Raw genomic sequence first — 18258 nt, forward strand, 5'->3', positions numbered from 1 at the left:
CCGGGCGCGACAAGATCCGGGAACTGAACGATTGCAGGCGCGAAGGCATCGATGTGCCGCCTTCGCCGGGTTTCCATTCCGTCATGAAATGGCTATGAAGCCGGGGCAAGCAGCCTGCGTCGCGCCGATTCCGGCGGGACCATCCTCTCTCACGGAACAGTCCATGCGTTTGTCGCGCTATTTCCTGCCTATACTCAAAGAAAATCCGCGCGAGGCCGAAATTGTCTCGCACCGGTTGATGCTTCGCGCCGGCATGATCCGCCAGCAGGGGCAAGGCAGTTTTTCGTGGTTGCCACTCGGCAAGCGGGTGCTGGACAAGGTCTGCCGCATCATCCGCGAGGAGCAGAACCGCGCCGGTGCGCTGGAAATCCTGATGCCGACCATTCAATCGGCCGATCTGTGGCGCGAAAGCGGTCGCTATGACGACTATGGCAAGGAGATGCTGCGCATCAAGGATCGCCAGGACCGCGACATGCTTTACGGTCCGACCAATGAGGAAGTGGTCACCGAGATCGTGCGCGCCTACGTGAAATCCTACAAGGACCTGCCGCTCAATCTCTACCACATCCAGTGGAAGTTCCGCGACGAAGTGCGGCCGCGCTTCGGCGTCATGCGCAGCAGAGAATTCCTGATGAAGGATGCCTATTCCTTCGATCTCGACTTCGAGGGCGCAAAGGCGGCCTATAACCGCATGTTCGTGTCCTATCTCAGGACTTTCACGCGCATGGGGCTGCAGGCGATTCCGATGCGGGCCGACACGGGGCCGATCGGCGGCGATCTCAGCCACGAATTCATCATCCTCGCCGACACCGGCGAGAGCCAGGTCTTCTGCCATCGCGACTATCTTTCGCTCGATGTGCCCGGCGAGACTACCGACTTCGCCAACGACGCCGAGATCGGCGACATCGTCAAGACGTGGACGACGCCCTACGCCGCCACCGACGAGATGCATGACGAGGCGGCCTGGGAAAAGATCGGCGAAAACGACAAGGTTTCGGCGCGCGGCATCGAGGTCGGCCACATCTTCCATTTCGGCGACAAATATTCCAAGCCGATGGGAGCCAAGGTGACCGGGCCCGACGGCAAGGATCATTTCGTGTCCGGGGGCTCCTACGGCATCGGGCCGTCGCGGCTGGTGGCTGCGATCATCGAAGCCAGCCATGACGACAACGGCATCATCTGGCCGGAAGCGGTGGCGCCGTTCGACATCGGGCTGATCAACATGAAGGCGGGCGACGCCGAGTGCGACCGGGTCTGCGACGAACTGCATGCCGCTTTCGTTGCCGCCGGCAAGGACGTGCTCTACGACGACACCGACCAGCGGCCCGGCGGAAAGTTCGCCACCGCCGATCTGATCGGCCTGCCGTGGCAAGTGATCGTCGGGCCCCGCGGCGTGGCCGCTGGCGAGATCGAGATCAAGAATCGCAAGACCGGCGAGCGCGAGACGCTGCCGGTCGCCGCCGTGAAACAGCGCTTCGGTGTCGCCGCATGAGCGAGGCGGTGGCGGCAAGACCGGTGGGCGCCGGACCCTTTTCCATCTTCGAGCGCATGGTCGCATGGCGCTATCTGCGCTCGCGGCGCAAGGAGACGGTGATTTCGGTGATCGCCTCGATCTCCTTTCTCGGCATCATGCTGGGGGTCGCCACGCTGATCGTGGTCATGGCGGTGATGAACGGCTTCAGGGCGGAGCTGTTGACGCGCATCCTCGGCGTCAACGGCCATCTGATCGTGCAGCCGCTCGATTCGCCGCTTGAGGACTATGCGCAGGTCGCCGGCCGCATCAATGGCGTGCCCGGCGTCAAATACGCCATCCCGCTGATCGACGGCCAGGTGCTGGCGCAAGGCAATGTCGGTGGCGGCACCGGCGCGCTGGTGCGCGGCATACGCGGCGAGGATCTGGGCAAGATCGCCATCGTCGCCGGCAACATCAAGCAGGGTTCGATCGCCGGTTTCGACACGGGCGAGGGCGTCGCCATCGGCAAGCGCATGGCCGAGAATCTCGGCCTGGCGCTTGGCGACACCATCACCTTGATCTCGCCGGACGGTGACGTGACGCCGCTGGGCACCACGCCGCGCATGAAGGGCTATCCGATCACCGCGATCTTCGAAGTCGGCATGTCGGAGTATGACAGCTCGATCGTCTACATGCCGTTTTCGGAAGCGCAGCTCTATTTCAACATGGACGGCCGGGCGCAGACGATCGAGATCTATGTCAACAATCCCGACGATGTCGACGCGCTGAAGCCGAAGGTGGAGGAGGCGGCGCAGCGGCCGATCGACCTCGTCGACTGGCGCCAGCGCAACGAGACCTTCTTTTCCGCCCTGCAGGTCGAGCGCAACGTCATGTTCATGATCCTGACGCTGATCGTGCTGGTGGCGGCGCTCAACATTATTTCCGGCCTCATCATGCTGGTGAAGGACAAGGGGCACGACATCGCCATCCTGCGCACCATGGGCGCTACCCGAGGGGCCATCCTGCGCATCTTCCTGATGACGGGAGCTGCAATCGGCGTGACAGGCACGCTCGCCGGCGTCCTGCTCGGCATCGTCATCTGCACCAACATCGAATCGATCCGCCAGTTCTTCTCCTGGATGACCGGCAAGGTGCTGTTCAACCCCGAGCTTTACTTCCTCAGCCAGTTGCCGGCGAAGATGGATCCGCGCGAGACCACCTACGTCGTCATCATGGCGCTCGGGTTGTCCTTCCCGGCAACGGTGTTTCCGGCGTGGCGGGCCGCCCGGCTCGATCCCGTCGAAGCCTTGAGGTATGAATGATGGCCGAGGCCATTATCGAGCTGAAGAGCGTTGAGCGGCACTACGTCCAGGGGCCGCGCAAGCTCACCATTCTCAACGGCGCCGATTTCTCGCTGAAGCGCGGCGAGATGGTGGCGCTGGTGGCGCCGTCCGGTAGCGGCAAGTCCACGCTGCTGCATACCGCGGGTCTGCTGGAGCGCCCCGACGCCGGCGACGTGATCCTGGCCGGTCGCGCCTGCGGACGGCTCTCCGACGACGAACGCACGTCGATCCGCCGCAACGATGTCGGCTTCGTCTACCAGTTCCATCACCTGCTGCCGGAGTTCACGGCGCTGGAAAACATCATGATGCCGCAGCTCATCAAGGGGCTGCCGCGCAAGGAGGCGGCCGAGCGCGCGGCGCAGCTGCTCGACTACATGCAGATCGGCAAGCGCGCGTCGCACCGGCCATCCGAACTCTCCGGCGGTGAGCAGCAACGCGTTGCCATCGCGCGTGCGGTTGCCAACGCACCGCTGGTGCTGCTGGCGGACGAGCCGACAGGCAATCTCGACCCGGTCACCGCCTCCTATGTGTTCGACGCACTGGGCGCACTGGTCAAGCAATCGGGCCTCGCGGCGCTGATCGCCACCCACAATCACGAACTGGCCTCGCGCATGGACCGGCGCGTCACGCTTGCCGACGGCAAGGTCGTGCCCCTCGGCTCGGGCTGATCTTCAGTCTCGCCATATCCCGCGGGCTCATCGATCGATAGTCCGCCACAAGAGCGTGTTTGCGCTCCACCGGGTGCTCGCCGCACGCCCGTCAACCTTTCCTTAACCCTGCCGATCTGATCGCCGGAAATTCCGGATGCGGCCGGATTCTGGTCGTTGACAATAGCACAAAATTAGAACAAATTGAGAACATATCAACAACAGGAGAGAGTTATGACCGATCTGGTTCAGGATGTCGTCTCGCTGGTCTGCATGAGCACCTTTCTCATTTCCATGGCGATCTGGATCGGAGCCATGTGAGCTGACGGCATCAGCCGCCGCTGTTGCTGCGCAATTCCAGGAAATGTGTGAAACGGTTTTCCCGGGAAAAGCGCCAAAACAAAAGGGACCGAGCAGTTCTGCGTTTCCCTGAAACGATGAATTGCTGCGGGCGGGCAAAGACCGCTCCGCCGTTAAGCTTTTCTTGCCCGTCGTGACGCTAGGGTATCCCTGCTGAGGCAAGGAGCAATGTCACGTGCCGCCCATCGTCACGGCCATCCTCGTGGCCAGCAATCTCGGGCTGATCTTTCTTTTGATGACCGTGCCGCTTGGTTTGCGCACGGTCAGGCTGAGCCGCCTGGTGGCGATGGACCGCCACCGCCTCTGGCAGGCGCTGTGGCCGCTGGGCAGCGATGCCGGCTGGGCTGGCGAGATCCTTTCCGCCGAGGCGCTGGACGGGAAGGGCCTGGCCCGCATCGTGCTGTCCTGGGAAGGCCGCGACGGCAAGCCGATCGAGCGCAAGTCGCAGTTCGAGGAGGTTGTCGAGGGTAGCCGTTTCTCGATGCGCGTCATCGAGGACACTGCGCTCGACGCCTCGTTCTGGGCGAACTACCGCGAAAGCGTCGAACTCGTTTCCGAGGGCGGCAGCACCCGGGTGACGTTCAGCCAGACCGATCGCTATCGCGGCGTTGCCTTCCTGGTGTTTCGCTATTTCGCCATGCGCCGCGAACTCGGCAAGCTACAGCGCTGGGCCAGGACCGGACAGTATCGCAAGGGCGGCTGGTTCGAGCATCCGCTGAGCCAGGTCGGCTTCGCGGGTCTTTCGGCGCTGATTCTGTGGCCGTTCTTCGGCCTTCACCTCGGCGGGCTGGCGCTGGCCGCGATCCTGACATCGGTCGTGGCCTTGCACGAGCTCGGCCACATGGCGGCGTTTCGCCTGATGGGGCACAGCAAGGCGCGGATGATCTTCATCCCGCTGCTCGGTGGCATCGCCATTGGCGGCCGGCCCTATGACAGCCGCTTCGAGGTGGCCTTCGTGGCGTTGATGGGCGCCGGTTTCTCCGCCTTCCTGGTGCCGGTCGTCATCGCCGCCAGTACCTTTGCCGGGGCGGAAGGACATCGGCTGGCGGCGATGCTGCTGGCAACGCTGGCTGGCTGCGTCGCCTTGTTCAACATTGCCAATCTTGTGCCGGTCTGGAAGTTCGACGGCGGCCAGGTGCTGCGCCAGATCTGCCCGGGGCCGATCGTGCTGGCGCTGGCTTCATTCTTCCTGCTCTCGGCCTTCCTGGCGCTTGGCCGGCAGGCCGGCTTCTCCTCCAACTTTCTGCTCGCGGCCGGAGCGATCTTTTCAATCCTCAGTCTTTTGACTGTGGGCAGCGGGGTAAAGCCGCGCCACGAGCTGAAGCCGATCCGCACTATCGATCGCCTCGTCATGGCGGCAGCGCTGCTGGCAGTGTTCGCAATCCACGGCTATGGCGTCTTGTGGGCCTCGGCGCAGCTGACCTGAACAGGCCCAGATAGGAAGCATCAACCGGTCTTGCGGGCAACTTCCAAATGCGAAGCCGTGGCGGGACCAAAGACGTCCTCGAAGGCGGATTTCAGCGCCAGGTCGAGATCGGCCATTGTCAGGGGAAGGCCGAGGTCGACGAGGCTGGTGACGCCGTGGTCCTGCACGCCACAGGGCACGATGCCGCCGAAATGATCGAGATCGGGTTCGACATTGATGGCGATGCCATGAAAGCTCACCCAGCGCCGCAGCCTGATACCGATGGCGGCGATCTTGTCCTCGGCCGGCGAGCCGTCCGGCAGGGCAGGACGATCCGGCCGCACCACCCAGACGCCGACGCGGTCCTCGCGGCGCTCGCCATGCACGTTGAAGGCGGCGAGTGTGCCGATGATCCACTGTTCGAGCGCTGCGACAAAGGCGCGGACATCCTCGCGCCGGCGTTTCAGGTCGAGCATGACATAGGCGACCCGCTGGCCCGGCCCATGGTAGGTGTATTCGCCGCCGCGCCCCGCCGCGAACACCGGGAAGCGGTTGGCGTCGATCAGGTCCTCGATGCGGGCGCTGGTGCCGGCGGTGTAGAGCGGCGGGTGCTCGACCAGCCAGACCATTTCGCCGGCGGTGCCGCTTCGGATCGCCTCTGCGCGAGCCTCCATGAAGGCAAGTGCATCGGGATAGGCGGTGAGGCCCGGTTCGATGCGCCATTCGACCGGCGCCGAACCGGGCAACGGCAGGAACGACGTGGCGATCTGGCTGCGTTCTGGCATGGCGTGTCGCTTTTTGCTTATGCCTATCGTACCCCAAAACCGCCTTGCACTTTTGGGCGATATGCATTTTGCCCTCCATATGGCGACATCAGGCGGAAACGTCCAGTTCCGGCCATGCTTTCCGATCCTGTGGAGTGTTATGCCAATCGATGGAGATTATTGCTTGCCGCGCACTTGTTTCGCCGGAAACGATTTGCTACACGCCGCGAGCCGGTCGGTTCCGGCTCCTACCACGTGCGGTCGTGGCGGAATTGGTAGACGCGCAGCGTTGAGGTCGCTGTGGGGCAACCCGTGGAAGTTCGAGTCTTCTCGACCGCACCATTCTCTCTTCCCAGAATCTGATCTGTGCCAGCCTCCGGCCCGTGCGGGCAGGGCTCACCTCGTTTGATATTCCCGCGCGCTACGCATCTTTCTTTTTGAGCATCGGATTTTCCCCAAACCGGTTTCCACTTTTGAGTCCGATGCTTTAGACCTGACAGGCACCTTTTCCGGGATCGCGATGGCGGGAGGCGCTGGTGGAAGGCCAGGACGAACGGACGACCGGCGCCAGGGCAGCCGACGAGCACCACGCCGACATCTATGGCGAGGACGGCGTTGTCCTTTCGTCCTTCTTGGCCCAGATCGGCGCGGCGATCGCCGATCGCGACACGCTTACGCTCAAGCATGAAGTCGACGATCTGCACCAGTCGGAGCTTGGCGACCTGCTCGAGGCGCTGCATCCCGAACAGCGCCGCCTGCTGGTCGAGTTGTTGGGCGCCGACTTCGATTTCTCCTCGCTGACCGAGGTCGACGAGGCGATCCGCATGGAGATCGTCGACAACCTGCCCAACGCGCAGATCGCGCAGGCGGTGCAGGGAGCTCGATTCCGACGATGCGGTCTACATTCTCGAAGACCTCGAAAAGGAAGACCAGGACGAGATCCTGTCGCAACTGCCGTTCACCGAGCGGATCAGGCTGCGCCGCTCGCTCGACTATCCGGAAGAGACGGCCGGCCGGCGCATGCAGACGGAGTTCGTCGCGGTGCCGCCGTTCTGGACGATCGGCCAGACCATCGACTACATGCGTGAGGACAGGAACTTGCCTGAGCGCTTCAGCCAGATCTTCGTCATCGATCCGACCTTCAAGCTGCTCGGCGCCATCGACCTCGACCAGATCCTGCGCACCAAGCGCGCGGTCAAGGTCGAGGAGGTCATGCATGAGACGCGGCACGCCATTCCGGCCACCATGGACCAGGAAGAGGCGGCGCGGGAATTCGAGCAATATGACCTGTTGTCGGCCGCCGTCGTCGACGAGAACGAGCGGCTGGTTGGCGTGCTGACCATCGACGACGTCGTCGACGTCATCCAGCAGGAAGCGGAAGAAGACCTCTTGCGCATGGGCGGTGTCGGCGACGAAGAGCTTTCCGACAGTATTTTTTCGACCTCGCGGTCGCGCGTTCCCTGGCTGCTGGTCAATCTTCTGACCGCCTTCCTTGCGGCTTCGGTGATCGGCCTGTTCGACCGCACGATCGAGCATATCGTGGCGCTGGCGGTGCTGATGCCGATCGTGGCCGGCATGGGCGGCAATGCCGGCTCGCAGACGATGACGGTGACGGTGCGCGCGCTGGCGACGAAGGATCTCGATATCTACAATGCCGGCCGCATCATCCGCCGCGAGATGGGCGTCGGCTTCATCAACGGTATCGTGTTCGCCATCCTGATCGGCATCGTCGCCGCGACCTGGTTCCACGACAACAATCTGGGCGGCATCATTGCCGCGGCGATGATCATCAACATGTTCGCGGCCGCCTTGGCTGGCATTCTGATCCCGCTGCTGCTCGACCGCTTCAAGGTCGACCCGGCGGTCGCCTCGGCGGTCTTCGTCACCACGGTCACCGATGTCGTCGGCTTCTTCGCCTTCCTTGGCATTGCCACGTGGTGGTTCGGGGTGCACTGAAGCGCGTGTCGCGCCGTCAATTGACTTTTACGTAAATGCCGTGCGAGGCTTGTTCGGGGTGCCATGTCGATTCCGGCATGGCATGGGTTTGGTTCGGGACAGAAGGGAACGCCGCATTGCGATCGCCCGGGATTCCGGCATTTGGAGTGACAATGCGGGAATACTATACGATCACCGAGCTGACCCGCGAATTCGACGTGTCGACGCGGACGCTGCGTTTCTATGAGGACGAGGGGCTGGTGCAGCCGGTGCGGCGTGGCCGCACGCGGCTGTTTCGCCCATCCGATCGCCACCTCATCCGCCAGATCATGCGCGGCAAGAGGCTCGGCTTCTCGATCAACGAGATCCGCGAAATCATCCAGATGTACAAGGAGCCTCCGGGCGAGGTCGGTCAACTCAAGCTGATGATCAAGCGGATCGAGGAAAAGCGCGAGGATCTGCGGCAGAAGCGCCGCGACCTCGAGGAGACGCTGGCCGAACTCGACCAGGCCGAAGAGTCGTGCGTCGAGCGGCTGGTGGAGCTCGGCGTCAACACCTGACCGGTGCGGTTGCTCCGATGTCTCGCCGCCAGGAACCGTGAAAGCTTGAACCGGCGATCGATCACGTCATGTTCATCACTCTCGCCTGGCTGTTTGTCGCCGCCGTCACCGTCCACAATCTGGAGGAGGCGGTTTTCCTGCCCGCCTGGTCCGAGCGGGCGGGGCGCTGGCATCGTCCCGTCGGGGCCAACGAATTCCGCTTCGCGGTGTTCGTGCTGGTTGTTCTTGCTGGCGTTGCGGCTTTGCTCGCCACCGTGCAGGGACGGGAGAGTTTCGGCGCCTACGTCCTGTCGGGCTATGCGCTTGCGATGCTGCTCAACGTGGCTTTTCCACATCTGCTCGTCACAATGGTCACGCGCCGCTATATGCCGGGGACCGCGACCGCTCTCGCACTGAACCTGCCGGTCACCGCGGCTCTGCTGCATCAGGCATTTCGCGAGGGATATATTTCGGCGACCGGCTTCGCCTTGTCAGCGCCCGCCGTCGTCCTGGCCATCGTGCTGCTGATCCCGGTGCTGTTTTATGTCGGCCGGAAACTGCTTCCGGACACGGCAGGCGCGCCACACAAGGCTTCGGACTGATCCGCCGCGCCTCAGATCCAGCGCCGCACGCGTTTGGCGTAGTCGCGGTATTTCTTGCCGAACTTCGCCGCCAGGATCTTTTCCTCTCCCTCGATCGCGACCTTCTGCGTGGCGAAGGCGGCGATGAAGGCAAACAGCAGGAACCATGCGATCCCCGAAACAAAGCCGACGCCGATCAACAGCAGCGCGTTGGCCAGATACATCGGATTGCGGGTGATGCCGAAGGGACCTGTGGTGACAAGGTGATCGGGCACCGCATTGGGGTTGAGCGTTGTCTTGGCTCGGGTCATCGTGCGGATCGCGGTGAACCAGAGTGCCGCGACGCCGAACAGCGCCACCCAGCCGGCGGCGAACAGGATGTCGCCGAGCAGGTCGCCGATCCAGGGCAGGGGATAGAAAAGACCGAGGGCGACGCTGATAGCGATGGCGGCGATGTAGATCAGCGGCGGCCACGGTATGAGGCCCGGCTTCGGCTGGTTCTCGGTCATTGTGCCCCTCCCTCAGTCATCTTGTCTTCGGTCTTGGCGGTGCACATGCCGGCGAGATCGGACAGATGCGCCTTCCAGTCCGCAGTCTGGTCGTTGTTGTAGAGGCGATCAAGAGAGGCCTCGCCCTCGAGCGTGTCGAGCATGCACACACAATAGCTCGCACAGAATTCGGTGTCGCGCGACTGCTCGCACGACAGTTGGCAGGTCTTCAGGAAATTCACCTGCGGGGTTTCGACCTTGGCCGGCATCACTTGCGAAAACAGCCAGACACAGCCGATCAGCAGCGGCTGGTGGATCAAATAGAAAGCCAGGCTGTGCCGGCCGATGAAGACCAGCGGATTGGCCCAACGACCCGGCGTGAGGCTCGCCAGGCGCGCCCGTAGGCCGGAGGCGGAGGCGAGTTTCGCCGCGGCGATGCCGAGGAGCACCGCGCCGAACCAGGGGAACAGCGGAACGTAGTCATTGGAGCGCGGGCTGGTTGCCGAGAGGCCGACCCACAACAGCCACGGATGGTCGAAAGCCTCGAGGCGCAGATAGACGGGCGCCGCGATGACGAGCGCGGCAACAACAAGCGTCAGCAGCGCCGGCAGCCGAAGGAACAGCAGGCCAAGCAGGCTGGCGAGTGCAATTTCGTGCAGGATGCCGAAGAAGATGAAGCCGTCCGGCGTGGCGATGCGGGTGACGACCGAAATGGCGATCGCCGCTCCGGCGACCATGGCGAAACGCTTCCAGAAGCCGTTCCAGCGGATCCGCCGGCCATGGGCGAGGTACAGGCTGACACCGACCAGGAACAGGAAGGTCGAGGCGATGCAGCGCGCGTAGATCTTCCACAAGCCGAAGGCGGTCAGGCCAGGATCGGTGTAGCCGAAGAATTCCAGATCCCAGGTGAAATGGTAGCTCGCCATGGCGATGAGCGCGATGCCGCGCACGATGTCGATGGCGATGATGCGCTTCGGTTGATCCTGAACGGGTGCGGTCGGCGTATGGATGCTCATGGTCTCGCGATCTGAATCAGCCCCGCATGACGACTATCACGGTTGCACCGGACAAAAGAAGCTGACCATGCGTGCTTCGATGCCGATTGCCCGTGGACAGCAGCGTCGGGATTCCCTGAGGTGCAAAGATCCAACTGCGCCGCGTCAGGCTCGCTTTGGGCCAGCGCTAGAAAGCCTTTGACCGATTTCGCATTTTACCGGGAAGGCGTCGGTTTCCTGTTACCGGGGGGATGGATCGCGGCGGCAGATTTGATGCCGCGATTCTGCTTTGGGGAAGCAATGTCCACCCATGTGCGCCATCCGATCTGGCTTCCGGCCCTCAAGGCCGCGGATGCGCGTACATTCGCCTCGCTCTATGCGGTCGAATCCTTCGCACGCGCCACGGTCTCGAGCGTCATCCCGATCCAGGCCTACGAGATCCTCCACAACGAGCAGATCGTCTCGATCCTCTACACCATCGTGGCGTTGCTCGGCCTGTCGGTGACGCTGTTCATGCCGATGCTGATCCGCCGTTTTGCCCGGCGCTGGGTCTACACCGCCGGTGCGTGCCTGCTGGCCATCGGCTCGCTGTTCTTCGTCACGCACACGCTTGCCGGGCAACTGGCCGGTATGCTGTGCCGCGTGATGGGCGCCAGCGCGCTGTCGATCACGCTCAACCTCTACATCATGGACCACATCCGCAAGACCGACTTCATGCAGGCCGAATCGCTGCGCATGGCGTGGTCGATGTTCGCCTGGACGGGCGGGCCGACGCTCGGCATCTTCCTCTACACGCGCTTCGGCATCTATGCCGCGCATGGTGCCGTGGCCGTGTTCGCTCTTGCCCTGCTGGCGCTGTTCTGGACCTACCGGCTTGGCGACAACCCCTCGATCCGCCCGGGCAAGACCCGGCCCGCCAACCCACTCGCCAATATCGGCCGCTTCGTCGCGCAACCAAGGTTGAGGCTGGCATGGCTGATCGCCTTCGGCCGTTCCTGTTTCTGGACGACGTTCTTCGTTTATGGGCCGCTGTTCATGGTGATCACCGGCGAGGGCAAGCTGGCCGGAGGCCTCCTGGTTTCGGCAGGCAATGCGCTGCTGTTCATGGCCATCTTCTGGGGCAAGGCGGGAAAACGCTTCGGTGGCCGCAGGACCATGACATTCGCCTATTTCGCCATGTCGGCGATGCTTATGGCGGCGGGCGCGGTGGGCGTAACCGAACCGTTGCTCACCGGTGCCTTCCTGCTGTGCGGCGCGTTCTTCACCATTGCGCTCGACGCGCTGGGCTCGACAGCCTTCATGCGCTCGGTGCGCTCCTATGAGCGGGCGCAGATGGCGGCGGTCTACCGCACCTATCTCGACTTTTCCGAACTGACGCCGCCACTGGTCTATTCCGTGGTGCTGGCCTTCTTCGGGCTCGGCTCGGTGTTCGTCACGCTCAGTCTGCTGGCGGCGGTTTGCGGCTTTGTGACCTGGCGGTATCTGCCGAAGTCGCTGTGAGGATCAGGGCGCCGGCGAAAGCGCCGCGTGCCGCTCGCGCACCCAGTTGTGGAAGCGATGCAGATCATACTCCTCGGGCATCAGCACGCCGGCCTTGTGGCGCATCGAGCGCAGGCCCTTCTGGTTGACCTCGCAGATTGCCGCATCCTCCTCCAGCACCTGGGTGCCGAAGGCGATGATGTTGTCGATGTCGGTCGCAGGGAGCGCCTCGGGCGCGAACAGCCATTCGGCGACAAGCTCGGTCTGCTCGGGGCCAAGCGGCACCAGCCGCACCGTGCGAACATAGTCGACATGGCCGACAATGAACATCGACGGCAGGTTGGTGGCATAGGTCTGGCCGGCGGCGCGTTCGGCTGGTGTGAGGCCGGTGAAGACCGGCCCGTGCGCCTGGCCGTCACGCGACCATGTCTGCGCGCCCTCGCGCAAACCGCCGGAAAATTCCGGCGCGTCATTGTCGGCGTGACGGGCCCAGTTGGGGTCGTCGTGCCGGCTCATCAGGCCGCGGCCATAGATCGGCACCAGCCGCGACAAGTCCTTGTGGACGCCCGGGCAGTGCAGGCATTCGTTGAAGTTTTCCCAAAAGATCTTCCAGTTGCAGTTCATCACCTTGCGCAGCACATGGCCGCTCACCAGCGTCTCCAGCGGCCAGTTGCCGAGATCGCCGGAGGCGGGATCGAAGCATGACTGGGCCGAGGTGGTGGCATCCTCCTGCAAATTGACGAAGACGAAGCCGCGCCACACCGACAGCGCGACGCGATAGAGCGGATGGTTGGCCTTGTCGAAGCCATCCGGCAGCGATTTCGACGGCACGCGCACGAGATCGCCGCGCAGCGAGTAGGACCAGGCATGATAGGGGCAGGTGATCAGCCGCGCCTTCAGCCGCCCCTCGCTTTCCTGGCAAAGCTGCGAGCCGCGATGCCGGCAGGTGTTGTGGAAGGCGCGCAGTTCGCCGGTCTCGTCGCGCAACAGGACGATTTCCTGCGTGCCGACGCGGAAGGTGCGGAAGCAAAGCGGTTGGGCAAGGTCGGTTTCGCGGCAGACGAGCAGCCAGCTTCTGTACCAGATCGCATCGAGGTCGCGCTGATAGCTGTCCGCGTCCCAATAGGCTGACGATGGCAGCGTCGGCTCGGCCCGGGTGAGGCCGTTATAGGGATCGTGCTGGCTCGGGCTGGGCTGCATGGCTGGCGTCCTGTGACGCGTCAGCCGACACCCGGCCAGGAAAATTGTCAATTGCCGCACCGGTGGACCGCCTGGTGGCACGACGCATTCACGATGGTTGGCGGTGGAATTTGGTTTGCCGGAGGCGACGATTCTGCCTATAGTCGCTGATGTCGTCGGTTCCATTTTGGAGCCAAGAGGGAATGCGGTGCGGGCGAGTTTTCGCCCAATGCCGTGGCTGCCCCCGCAACTGTGTGCGGTAGTCCTCTCCATATGCCACTGAAGATTTCTCTTCGGGAAGGTGGGGAAGGGCGCTGAACCGCGAGCCAGGAGACCTGCCGGCGACAGGAAACTGACTTCGATGCCCTCGGGTGGAGGGCGAAAGGACAAGACATGAATACCGCTTCCGTCTCGCTCGGCGCTTCCGTCTCCTCGCAGTCGCGCTTCATGCAGCTAGCTCTTGCTGCGTTTCTCGGCATTTTCGTGATGGGCTTTGTCGGCTTCTCGCATATCGATGCGGTCCACAATGCCGCCCACGACTATCGCCATTCGATGGCGTTTCCCTGCCACTGACAAGGGTCTGACATCATGAACCTGTTTCGCAACGTCGTGTTCATCGCGGCGATCGCAGGGCTCGTGGCCGGCGTCGTTCTCGCCAGCATGCAGGCCTACGCCACCGTGCCTCTGATCCTGAAGGCGGAAGTCTACGAACAGGCCGGCGGCGGCCATCACCATGACCACGCCGCACCGGCCGCAACAGATACCAATGCCATGAGCACGGCCGCCCCGGCGGCGAATGCCATGAGTTCTGCCGCGCCGGCGCAAGCAGCCGCTCCGGCGGCGGAAGACGAAGGCTGGGCGCCGGCCGACGGTTTCGAGCGTTTCGCCTTCAGCGTGCTTGCCAATATCGTCACCGGAATCGGCTTCGCCCTGATCCTGGTCGCGGTCTCCGAATTCGCCGGGGGCATCGGCAATTGGCGTCAGGGCGTGTTCTGGGGACTGGCCGGCTTTGCCGTGTTCACGCTGGCGCCGGGCCTCGGCCTGCCGCCGGAACTGCCGGCCATGCCGGCGGCCGATCTCACCCAGCGCCAGATCTGGTGGTGGGCAACGGTTGCGGTGACCGCGGCCGGTCTTGGCCTAATCGCCTTCCGCAAATCGCTGCCGCTGGCGATCTTGGGTGTGGCCTTGATCGTGGCACCGCATGTCGTTGGCGCGCCACAGCCCGACAGCTTCGAGACAGCGATCCCGGAGGGCCTCCACCACCAGTTCGTGGTGGCGGTGACGCTGACCAATCTGGTGTTCTGGCTGGTGCTTGGCGTGGTTGTTGGGGTGGTGCGCGGCCGCTTCACCGGCACCGCGACCAGCCTGCGCGACAGCTTTGCCTGATCGCAGCAAGCTGACTTTCATCATCGGTGGCGCGCGCTCCGGCAAGAGCGCGCACGCCGAAACGCTGGCGACGGCCTTGCGCTCGCCATGGGCCTATATCGCCACGGCTCAAGCCTATGATGACGAGATGCGTGAACGCATCGCGCTGCACCGGTCGCGACGCGGCGAAGGCTGGACGACCCTCGACGCGCCGCTCGATCTGACCGGCGCGCTGGGGACCTTGCCGGACAATCAGCCGGTGCTTGTCGACTGCCTGACGCTGTGGTTGACCAATCACATGCTGGCCGAACATGATCTCGACCTGGAATGCCGGCGGCTGGCGGCTGTGCTGTCGCGGCCACGCGGGCCGTGGTTCGTGGTTTCCAATGAAGTCGGGCAAGGTATCGTGCCGGACAATGCACTGGCTCGCCGTTTCCGCGATGCCGCCGGCCGGCTCAACCAGCAGGTCGCCGCGGTCGCCGATACGGTGCTGCTGATGGTGGCGGGGCTGCCGCTCAAGGTGAAATGACATGACCGAGATCGACCAAAAGGAAGAAGAACGCCATCGCGCCAAGATGGCCAAGCGCAAGGCGGTGCAGGATGCCGAGGTCGCGGCCAAGACGATCGAGAAGGGCCTGCTCATCGTCAACACGGGCCCAGGCAAGGGCAAGACGACAGCCGCCTTTGGTCTTGCGCTGCGGATGCTCGGCTATGGCAAGCGCGTCGGCGTCGTCCAGTTCATCAAGGGCAAATGGCATACCGGCGAGAAGGACGCCTTTGCCGCCTTCGGCGACCGCGTCGTCTGGCATGCGATGGGCGAGGGGTTTACCTGGGAGACACAGGATCTGAAGCGCGACATTGCCGCCGCCGAAGCTGCATGGGCCAAGGTGCTGGAGCTGATGACCGATCCGTCGATCAGCCTGCTCGTACTCGACGAATTGAATATCGCGCTGCGCTACGACTACCTCGATCTCGACAAGGTGGTTGCGGCGCTGAAGGGCCGGCGCGAGGGCCTGCATATTGTCGTCACCGGCCGCAACGCCAAGCCGGCGCTGGTCGAGGCAGCCGACCTCGTCACCGAAATGGGCGTGACCAAGCATCATTTTTCGGCGGGCGTGAAGGCGCAGCAGGGGATTGAGTTCTAGCGCCCTTACCTCCCCTTGTGGGGAGGGGTCTTCGGCGGTGAGATCACACCACAATGAAAACAGCCGAGACCAAACCGAACAGCGTGATCAGCAGATAGTCGGCCACGCGATAGACTTTCAGCGCTCGCCTTATGTCGATGCTGTCGGCGTCGCGCCGCCCGCCTTCGCCCATGAAGACGTCATCCACCAGCACGCCGCCATAGCTGCGCGGTCCGGCGAGCGCCAGACCGAGCGCACCGGCCATCGCCGCCTCCGGCCAGCCGGCATTGGGTGAGCGGTGTTTTTTCGCGTCGCGCCACACCGCATGCCAGGCGCCGCGGGGATCGGCACCCCTGACCAGGAAAGCCGCCAGCACGATCAGCAGCGCGCTCAGCCGCGATGCCGGCAGGTTGATCCAATCGTCGAAGCGCGCCGCCGCCCAGCCGAAAGCCTCGTGGCGCGGGGTGCGGTGGCCGATCATCGAATCGGCGGTGTTGGCTGCTTTGTAGGCGGCGCCGCCGGCGAGGCCGCCGACGCCGGTCCAGAAGGCGGGGGCGACGATGCCGTCGGAAAAATTCTCGGCCAGGCTCTCGACCGCCGCGCGGCAGACGCCCGCCCGGTCAAGCGCTTCTGGATCGCGGCCGACGATTCGCGAGACGGCAACGCGACCCAAAGCGAGGCCACCGGTGTCGAGCGCGTCGGCCACGGCCTCGACATGTTCGTAGAGGCTCTTCTGCGACAAAAGCGACGTCGCCAGAATGGCGGCAATGATCAGTCCCATGGGGATGAACCAGAGCAGGATCTGCACGCCGAGGCCGATCACCGCCGGTACCAGGACGATGACCAGCAGCGCCTGGGTACCACGCCGGCGACGCAGCGCGTCGGGATCAGTCGCGTGGTTGAGCCTGCGGTCGAGAAAGGATATCAGCCTGCCAAACCACGTCACCGGATGGCCGATGGCGCGAAACAGCCAGTCCGGGTAGCCCAGGACGAATTCGACGGCCAATGACAGGAAAGCGATCAGGACTGACATGAAGCTTCTTGATGGAGCGGTGGCGGCGGTGGATCATGGTGGAAGTCTTGGCCGGGCGAGGGCGCTGTTCCCCAACGCCGTGCTGCCTTTCGTCGACCTCTCGACCGGTATCAATCCGCACTCCTATCCGCTTTTCGGCCTGCCCGCCACCACCCTGTCGCGGTTGCCGGAAGCGGCGCGCGCCCACGATCTGGTTGAGGTCGCGGCCAGCGCCTATGGCGCGCCTTCGCCGATCAACGTCGTGGCAGCCCCCGGCACGCAGATCCTGTTGCCGCGCGTCGCATCGCTGATCGCGCCCGGCAAGGCGCTGGTGCTGGGCCCAACCTATGCCGAACATGCGCGGGCAGCGGCGATCGCCGGGCACGCGGTGACGGAAGTCGACGATTTCGCGGCTTTGGCGGGAGCCGACCTTGCCATCGTCGTCAATCCCAACAATCCGGATGGACGGGTCATCGAGCGCGACAGGCTGCTGGCGCTTGCCGCCGGAATGCGCGCCAAGGTCGGGCTGCTCGTCGTCGATGAGGCGTTCATGGATGTCGGCCCGCGTCAGCACAGCCTCGCCGGTGATGTCGAACAGGGCGGCATCGTCGTGCTGCGCTCGTTCGGCAAGTTCTTTGGCCTGGCCGGACTGCGGCTCGGTTTTGCGCTTTCCGACGCGGCGACGATCAAACGGCTGGACATGCAATTCGGACCATGGGCCGTCGCCGGCCCGGCGCTGGAATACGGCATCCGCGCGCTTGCCGACACAGGCTGGCAGGACGCGATGCGGGCATTCCTGACGGATGCATCGACGCGACTCGATGCGCTGTTCGGCCGCTTCGGCGTTCCTGTCGAGGGCGGCACCACGCTGTTCCGCTATGTCAGTCTGCCGGATGCCGCCGATCTGTTTTCCGCGCTTGGCGAGTGCGGCATCCTGCTTCGCCATTTCCCGGGCCGACCAAACGTGCTGCGCGCCGGCCTGCCGGGCAGTCAGGAGGAATGGCAGCGGCTCGAATCCGCTCTTGCCGGCTGGGCGTCGCGGCGCGACGATGGCGCCAAGGAGATCGCGCGATGATGATCCATGTCTGTTCGCTGGCAAAGGTCGAGGAAACAGTTGCGAGGACCGGCGCTGAGCGGCTGTTGTCCCTGCTGGCAGCGGGAACCGAAGTGGTGCGCCCAGCTTCGATCGCCAGGGAAAACCATCTGCATCTGGTCATGCATGACATCGCGGTGGCGCAGGACGGCATGACCATGCCGGGCGAGGAGCATGTCCGCAACCTGCTCGATTTCGGGCGCCGCTGGGACCGGGCAAGGCCGATGGTCGTCCATTGCTATGCCGGCATCAGCCGCTCGACCGCTTCGGCCTATATCATCGCGGCCGCGCTGGCGCCGAAACGCGACGAGGCCGAGCTGGCACGGACATTGCGGGCGCTGTCGCCATCGGCGACACCCAATCCGCGTCTGATCGCGGTGGCCGACGCGTTGCTCGGTCGCGAGGGCCGCATGATCGAGGCGATCCAGGCGATAGGGCGCGGCGCCGATGCCTTTGAAGGCACGCCCTTTGCCCTCACGATCGACAGCTGAAAGCT

At 64.0% G+C, this 18258-nt stretch carries 18 protein-coding genes, 1 tRNA gene, 1 pseudogene and 1 riboswitch; of the genes and pseudogenes, 15 read left to right on the forward strand and 5 right to left on the reverse strand.

The window, feature by feature from the left end; all coding sequences use genetic code 11:
* The first annotated feature begins 163 nt into the window (after nt 1-163).
* From proS to AC56QQ_RS15365, 4 genes are all read left to right on the forward strand, one after another.
* On the forward strand, nt 164-1492 hold the full coding sequence (gene proS / locus AC56QQ_RS15350) for a proline--tRNA ligase (RefSeq protein ID WP_497128340.1): 1329 nt from the start codon (nt 164-166) through the stop codon (nt 1490-1492).
* Nucleotides 1489-2775 carry a lipoprotein-releasing ABC transporter permease subunit gene (locus tag AC56QQ_RS15355; RefSeq protein WP_497128343.1) on the forward strand — a complete coding sequence of 429 codons (1287 nt, stop codon included), beginning with the start codon at nt 1489-1491 and terminating at the stop codon, nt 2773-2775. Before proS ends, AC56QQ_RS15355 begins: the two co-directional genes overlap by 4 nt.
* Nucleotides 2772-3464, forward strand: a complete 693-nt coding sequence (locus AC56QQ_RS15360; RefSeq protein ID WP_256751256.1) for an ABC transporter ATP-binding protein — start codon at nt 2772-2774, stop codon at nt 3462-3464. Before AC56QQ_RS15355 ends, AC56QQ_RS15360 begins: the two co-directional genes overlap by 4 nt.
* Nucleotides 3465-3978: 514 nt before the next feature.
* Entirely contained in the window at nt 3979-5229 is a 1251-nt protein-coding gene (locus AC56QQ_RS15365; protein ID WP_497128346.1) for a site-2 protease family protein, read from the forward strand.
* A gap of 20 nt (nt 5230-5249) precedes the next feature.
* Here AC56QQ_RS15365 and lipB read toward each other — a convergent pair whose 3' ends face one another.
* Nucleotides 5250-5993 carry a lipoyl(octanoyl) transferase LipB gene (gene lipB / locus AC56QQ_RS15370; protein WP_489861972.1) on the reverse strand — a complete coding sequence of 248 codons (744 nt, stop codon included), beginning with the start codon at nt 5991-5993 and terminating at the stop codon, nt 5250-5252.
* Between the two features lie 236 nt (nt 5994-6229).
* Between lipB and AC56QQ_RS15375 the strand changes: the two genes are divergently transcribed.
* The 4 genes and pseudogenes from AC56QQ_RS15375 (at nt 6230) to AC56QQ_RS15390 (ending at nt 9048) form a co-directional block, all read left to right on the forward strand.
* Nucleotides 6230-6314 (forward strand) — tRNA-Leu (locus tag AC56QQ_RS15375).
* Nucleotides 6315-6508: 194 nt separating this feature from the next.
* A pseudogene (mgtE, locus tag AC56QQ_RS15380) lies at nt 6509-7928 on the forward strand (magnesium transporter).
* 152 nt (nt 7929-8080) lie between these two features.
* A complete protein-coding gene (locus AC56QQ_RS15385) occupies nt 8081-8467 on the forward strand; it encodes a MerR family transcriptional regulator (protein ID WP_112618641.1) in 387 nt (128 codons plus the stop codon).
* Between the two features lie 68 nt (nt 8468-8535).
* A complete protein-coding gene (locus tag AC56QQ_RS15390; RefSeq protein WP_489861971.1) occupies nt 8536-9048 on the forward strand; it encodes an HXXEE domain-containing protein in 513 nt (170 codons plus the stop codon).
* 11 nt (nt 9049-9059) lie between these two features.
* On the opposite strand, the gene AC56QQ_RS15395 is transcribed toward AC56QQ_RS15390, so the two are convergent.
* Both AC56QQ_RS15395 and AC56QQ_RS15400 read right to left on the reverse strand, forming a co-directional pair.
* Entirely contained in the window at nt 9060-9536 is a 477-nt protein-coding gene (locus AC56QQ_RS15395; protein WP_497128349.1) for a methyltransferase family protein, read from the reverse strand.
* Nucleotides 9533-10531 (reverse strand): heparan-alpha-glucosaminide N-acetyltransferase, encoded by a 999-nt coding sequence (locus tag AC56QQ_RS15400; protein WP_489861969.1) that lies wholly within the window; start codon nt 10529-10531, stop codon nt 9533-9535. The genes AC56QQ_RS15395 and AC56QQ_RS15400 overlap by 4 nt, the downstream gene beginning before the upstream one ends.
* 279 nt (nt 10532-10810) lie before the next feature.
* Between AC56QQ_RS15400 and AC56QQ_RS15405 the strand changes: the two genes are divergently transcribed.
* On the forward strand, nt 10811-12010 hold the full coding sequence (locus AC56QQ_RS15405) for an MFS transporter (RefSeq protein ID WP_497128352.1): 1200 nt from the start codon (nt 10811-10813) through the stop codon (nt 12008-12010).
* 3 nt (nt 12011-12013) lie between these two features.
* Here AC56QQ_RS15405 and AC56QQ_RS15410 read toward each other — a convergent pair whose 3' ends face one another.
* Entirely contained in the window at nt 12014-13189 is a 1176-nt protein-coding gene (locus tag AC56QQ_RS15410; protein ID WP_489861967.1) for an aromatic ring-hydroxylating oxygenase subunit alpha, read from the reverse strand.
* Between the two features lie 139 nt (nt 13190-13328).
* Nucleotides 13329-13525, forward strand: a riboswitch (cobalamin riboswitch).
* Nucleotides 13526-13561: 36 nt separating this feature from the next.
* Here AC56QQ_RS15410 and AC56QQ_RS15415 point away from each other — a divergent pair.
* From AC56QQ_RS15415 to cobO, 4 genes are read left to right on the forward strand one after another with little or no spacing between them, the layout of a single operon-like run.
* Nucleotides 13562-13741 (forward strand): CbtB domain-containing protein, encoded by a 180-nt coding sequence (locus tag AC56QQ_RS15415; protein WP_091575531.1) that lies wholly within the window; start codon nt 13562-13564, stop codon nt 13739-13741.
* A 15-nt stretch (nt 13742-13756) separates the two neighbouring features.
* On the forward strand, nt 13757-14554 hold the full coding sequence (locus AC56QQ_RS15420; protein WP_489861966.1) for a CbtA family protein: 798 nt from the start codon (nt 13757-13759) through the stop codon (nt 14552-14554).
* Nucleotides 14547-15062 carry a bifunctional adenosylcobinamide kinase/adenosylcobinamide-phosphate guanylyltransferase gene (gene cobU, locus AC56QQ_RS15425; protein ID WP_489861965.1) on the forward strand — a complete coding sequence of 172 codons (516 nt, stop codon included), beginning with the start codon at nt 14547-14549 and terminating at the stop codon, nt 15060-15062. Before AC56QQ_RS15420 ends, cobU begins: the two co-directional genes overlap by 8 nt.
* A gap of 1 nt (nt 15063) precedes the next feature.
* Nucleotides 15064-15678 (forward strand): cob(I)yrinic acid a,c-diamide adenosyltransferase, encoded by a 615-nt coding sequence (gene cobO, locus AC56QQ_RS15430; RefSeq protein WP_489861964.1) that lies wholly within the window; start codon nt 15064-15066, stop codon nt 15676-15678.
* Between the two features lie 43 nt (nt 15679-15721).
* Here cobO and cbiB read toward each other — a convergent pair whose 3' ends face one another.
* Nucleotides 15722-16690 carry an adenosylcobinamide-phosphate synthase CbiB gene (gene cbiB / locus AC56QQ_RS15435; protein WP_489861963.1) on the reverse strand — a complete coding sequence of 323 codons (969 nt, stop codon included), beginning with the start codon at nt 16688-16690 and terminating at the stop codon, nt 15722-15724.
* Here cbiB and cobD point away from each other — a divergent pair.
* Nucleotides 16689-17744 carry a threonine-phosphate decarboxylase CobD gene (cobD, locus tag AC56QQ_RS15440; RefSeq protein WP_489861962.1) on the forward strand — a complete coding sequence of 352 codons (1056 nt, stop codon included), beginning with the start codon at nt 16689-16691 and terminating at the stop codon, nt 17742-17744. The two genes, cbiB and cobD, sit on opposite strands and share 2 nt — an antisense overlap.
* Nucleotides 17744-18253, forward strand: a complete 510-nt coding sequence (locus tag AC56QQ_RS15445) for a tyrosine phosphatase family protein (protein WP_497129017.1) — start codon at nt 17744-17746, stop codon at nt 18251-18253. The genes cobD and AC56QQ_RS15445 overlap by 1 nt, the downstream gene beginning before the upstream one ends.
* The last annotated feature ends 5 nt before the right edge of the window (nt 18254-18258 follow it).

This window comes from Mesorhizobium sp. RCAM 05099 (genome assembly GCF_059683685.1).

Excerpts from the sequence above, each read along its gene's own strand:
- AC56QQ_RS15400 (WP_489861969.1), bottom strand. The coding sequence starts at position 10,531 with ATGAGCATCCATACGCCGACCGCACCCGTTCAGGATCAACCGAAGCGC.
- cobO (WP_489861964.1), top strand. The coding sequence starts at position 15,064 with ATGACCGAGATCGACCAAAAGGAAGAAGAACGCCATCGCGCCAAGATG.
- AC56QQ_RS15415 (WP_091575531.1), top strand. The coding sequence starts at position 13,562 with ATGAATACCGCTTCCGTCTCGCTCGGCGCTTCCGTCTCCTCGCAGTCG.
- cobD (WP_489861962.1), top strand. The coding sequence starts at position 16,689 with ATGAAGCTTCTTGATGGAGCGGTGGCGGCGGTGGATCATGGTGGAAGT.
- AC56QQ_RS15410 (WP_489861967.1), bottom strand. The coding sequence starts at position 13,189 with ATGCAGCCCAGCCCGAGCCAGCACGATCCCTATAACGGCCTCACCCGG.
- AC56QQ_RS15385 (WP_112618641.1), top strand. The coding sequence starts at position 8,081 with ATGCGGGAATACTATACGATCACCGAGCTGACCCGCGAATTCGACGTG.
- proS (WP_497128340.1), top strand. The coding sequence starts at position 164 with ATGCGTTTGTCGCGCTATTTCCTGCCTATACTCAAAGAAAATCCGCGC.
- AC56QQ_RS15420 (WP_489861966.1), top strand. The coding sequence starts at position 13,757 with ATGAACCTGTTTCGCAACGTCGTGTTCATCGCGGCGATCGCAGGGCTC.
- lipB (WP_489861972.1), bottom strand. The coding sequence starts at position 5,993 with ATGCCAGAACGCAGCCAGATCGCCACGTCGTTCCTGCCGTTGCCCGGT.
- AC56QQ_RS15360 (WP_256751256.1), top strand. The coding sequence starts at position 2,772 with ATGATGGCCGAGGCCATTATCGAGCTGAAGAGCGTTGAGCGGCACTAC.
- AC56QQ_RS15390 (WP_489861971.1), top strand. The coding sequence starts at position 8,536 with ATGTTCATCACTCTCGCCTGGCTGTTTGTCGCCGCCGTCACCGTCCAC.
- AC56QQ_RS15405 (WP_497128352.1), top strand. The coding sequence starts at position 10,811 with ATGTCCACCCATGTGCGCCATCCGATCTGGCTTCCGGCCCTCAAGGCC.
- AC56QQ_RS15395 (WP_497128349.1), bottom strand. The coding sequence starts at position 9,536 with ATGACCGAGAACCAGCCGAAGCCGGGCCTCATACCGTGGCCGCCGCTG.
- AC56QQ_RS15355 (WP_497128343.1), top strand. The coding sequence starts at position 1,489 with ATGAGCGAGGCGGTGGCGGCAAGACCGGTGGGCGCCGGACCCTTTTCC.
- cbiB (WP_489861963.1), bottom strand. The coding sequence starts at position 16,690 with ATGTCAGTCCTGATCGCTTTCCTGTCATTGGCCGTCGAATTCGTCCTG.
- AC56QQ_RS15445 (WP_497129017.1), top strand. The coding sequence starts at position 17,744 with ATGATCCATGTCTGTTCGCTGGCAAAGGTCGAGGAAACAGTTGCGAGG.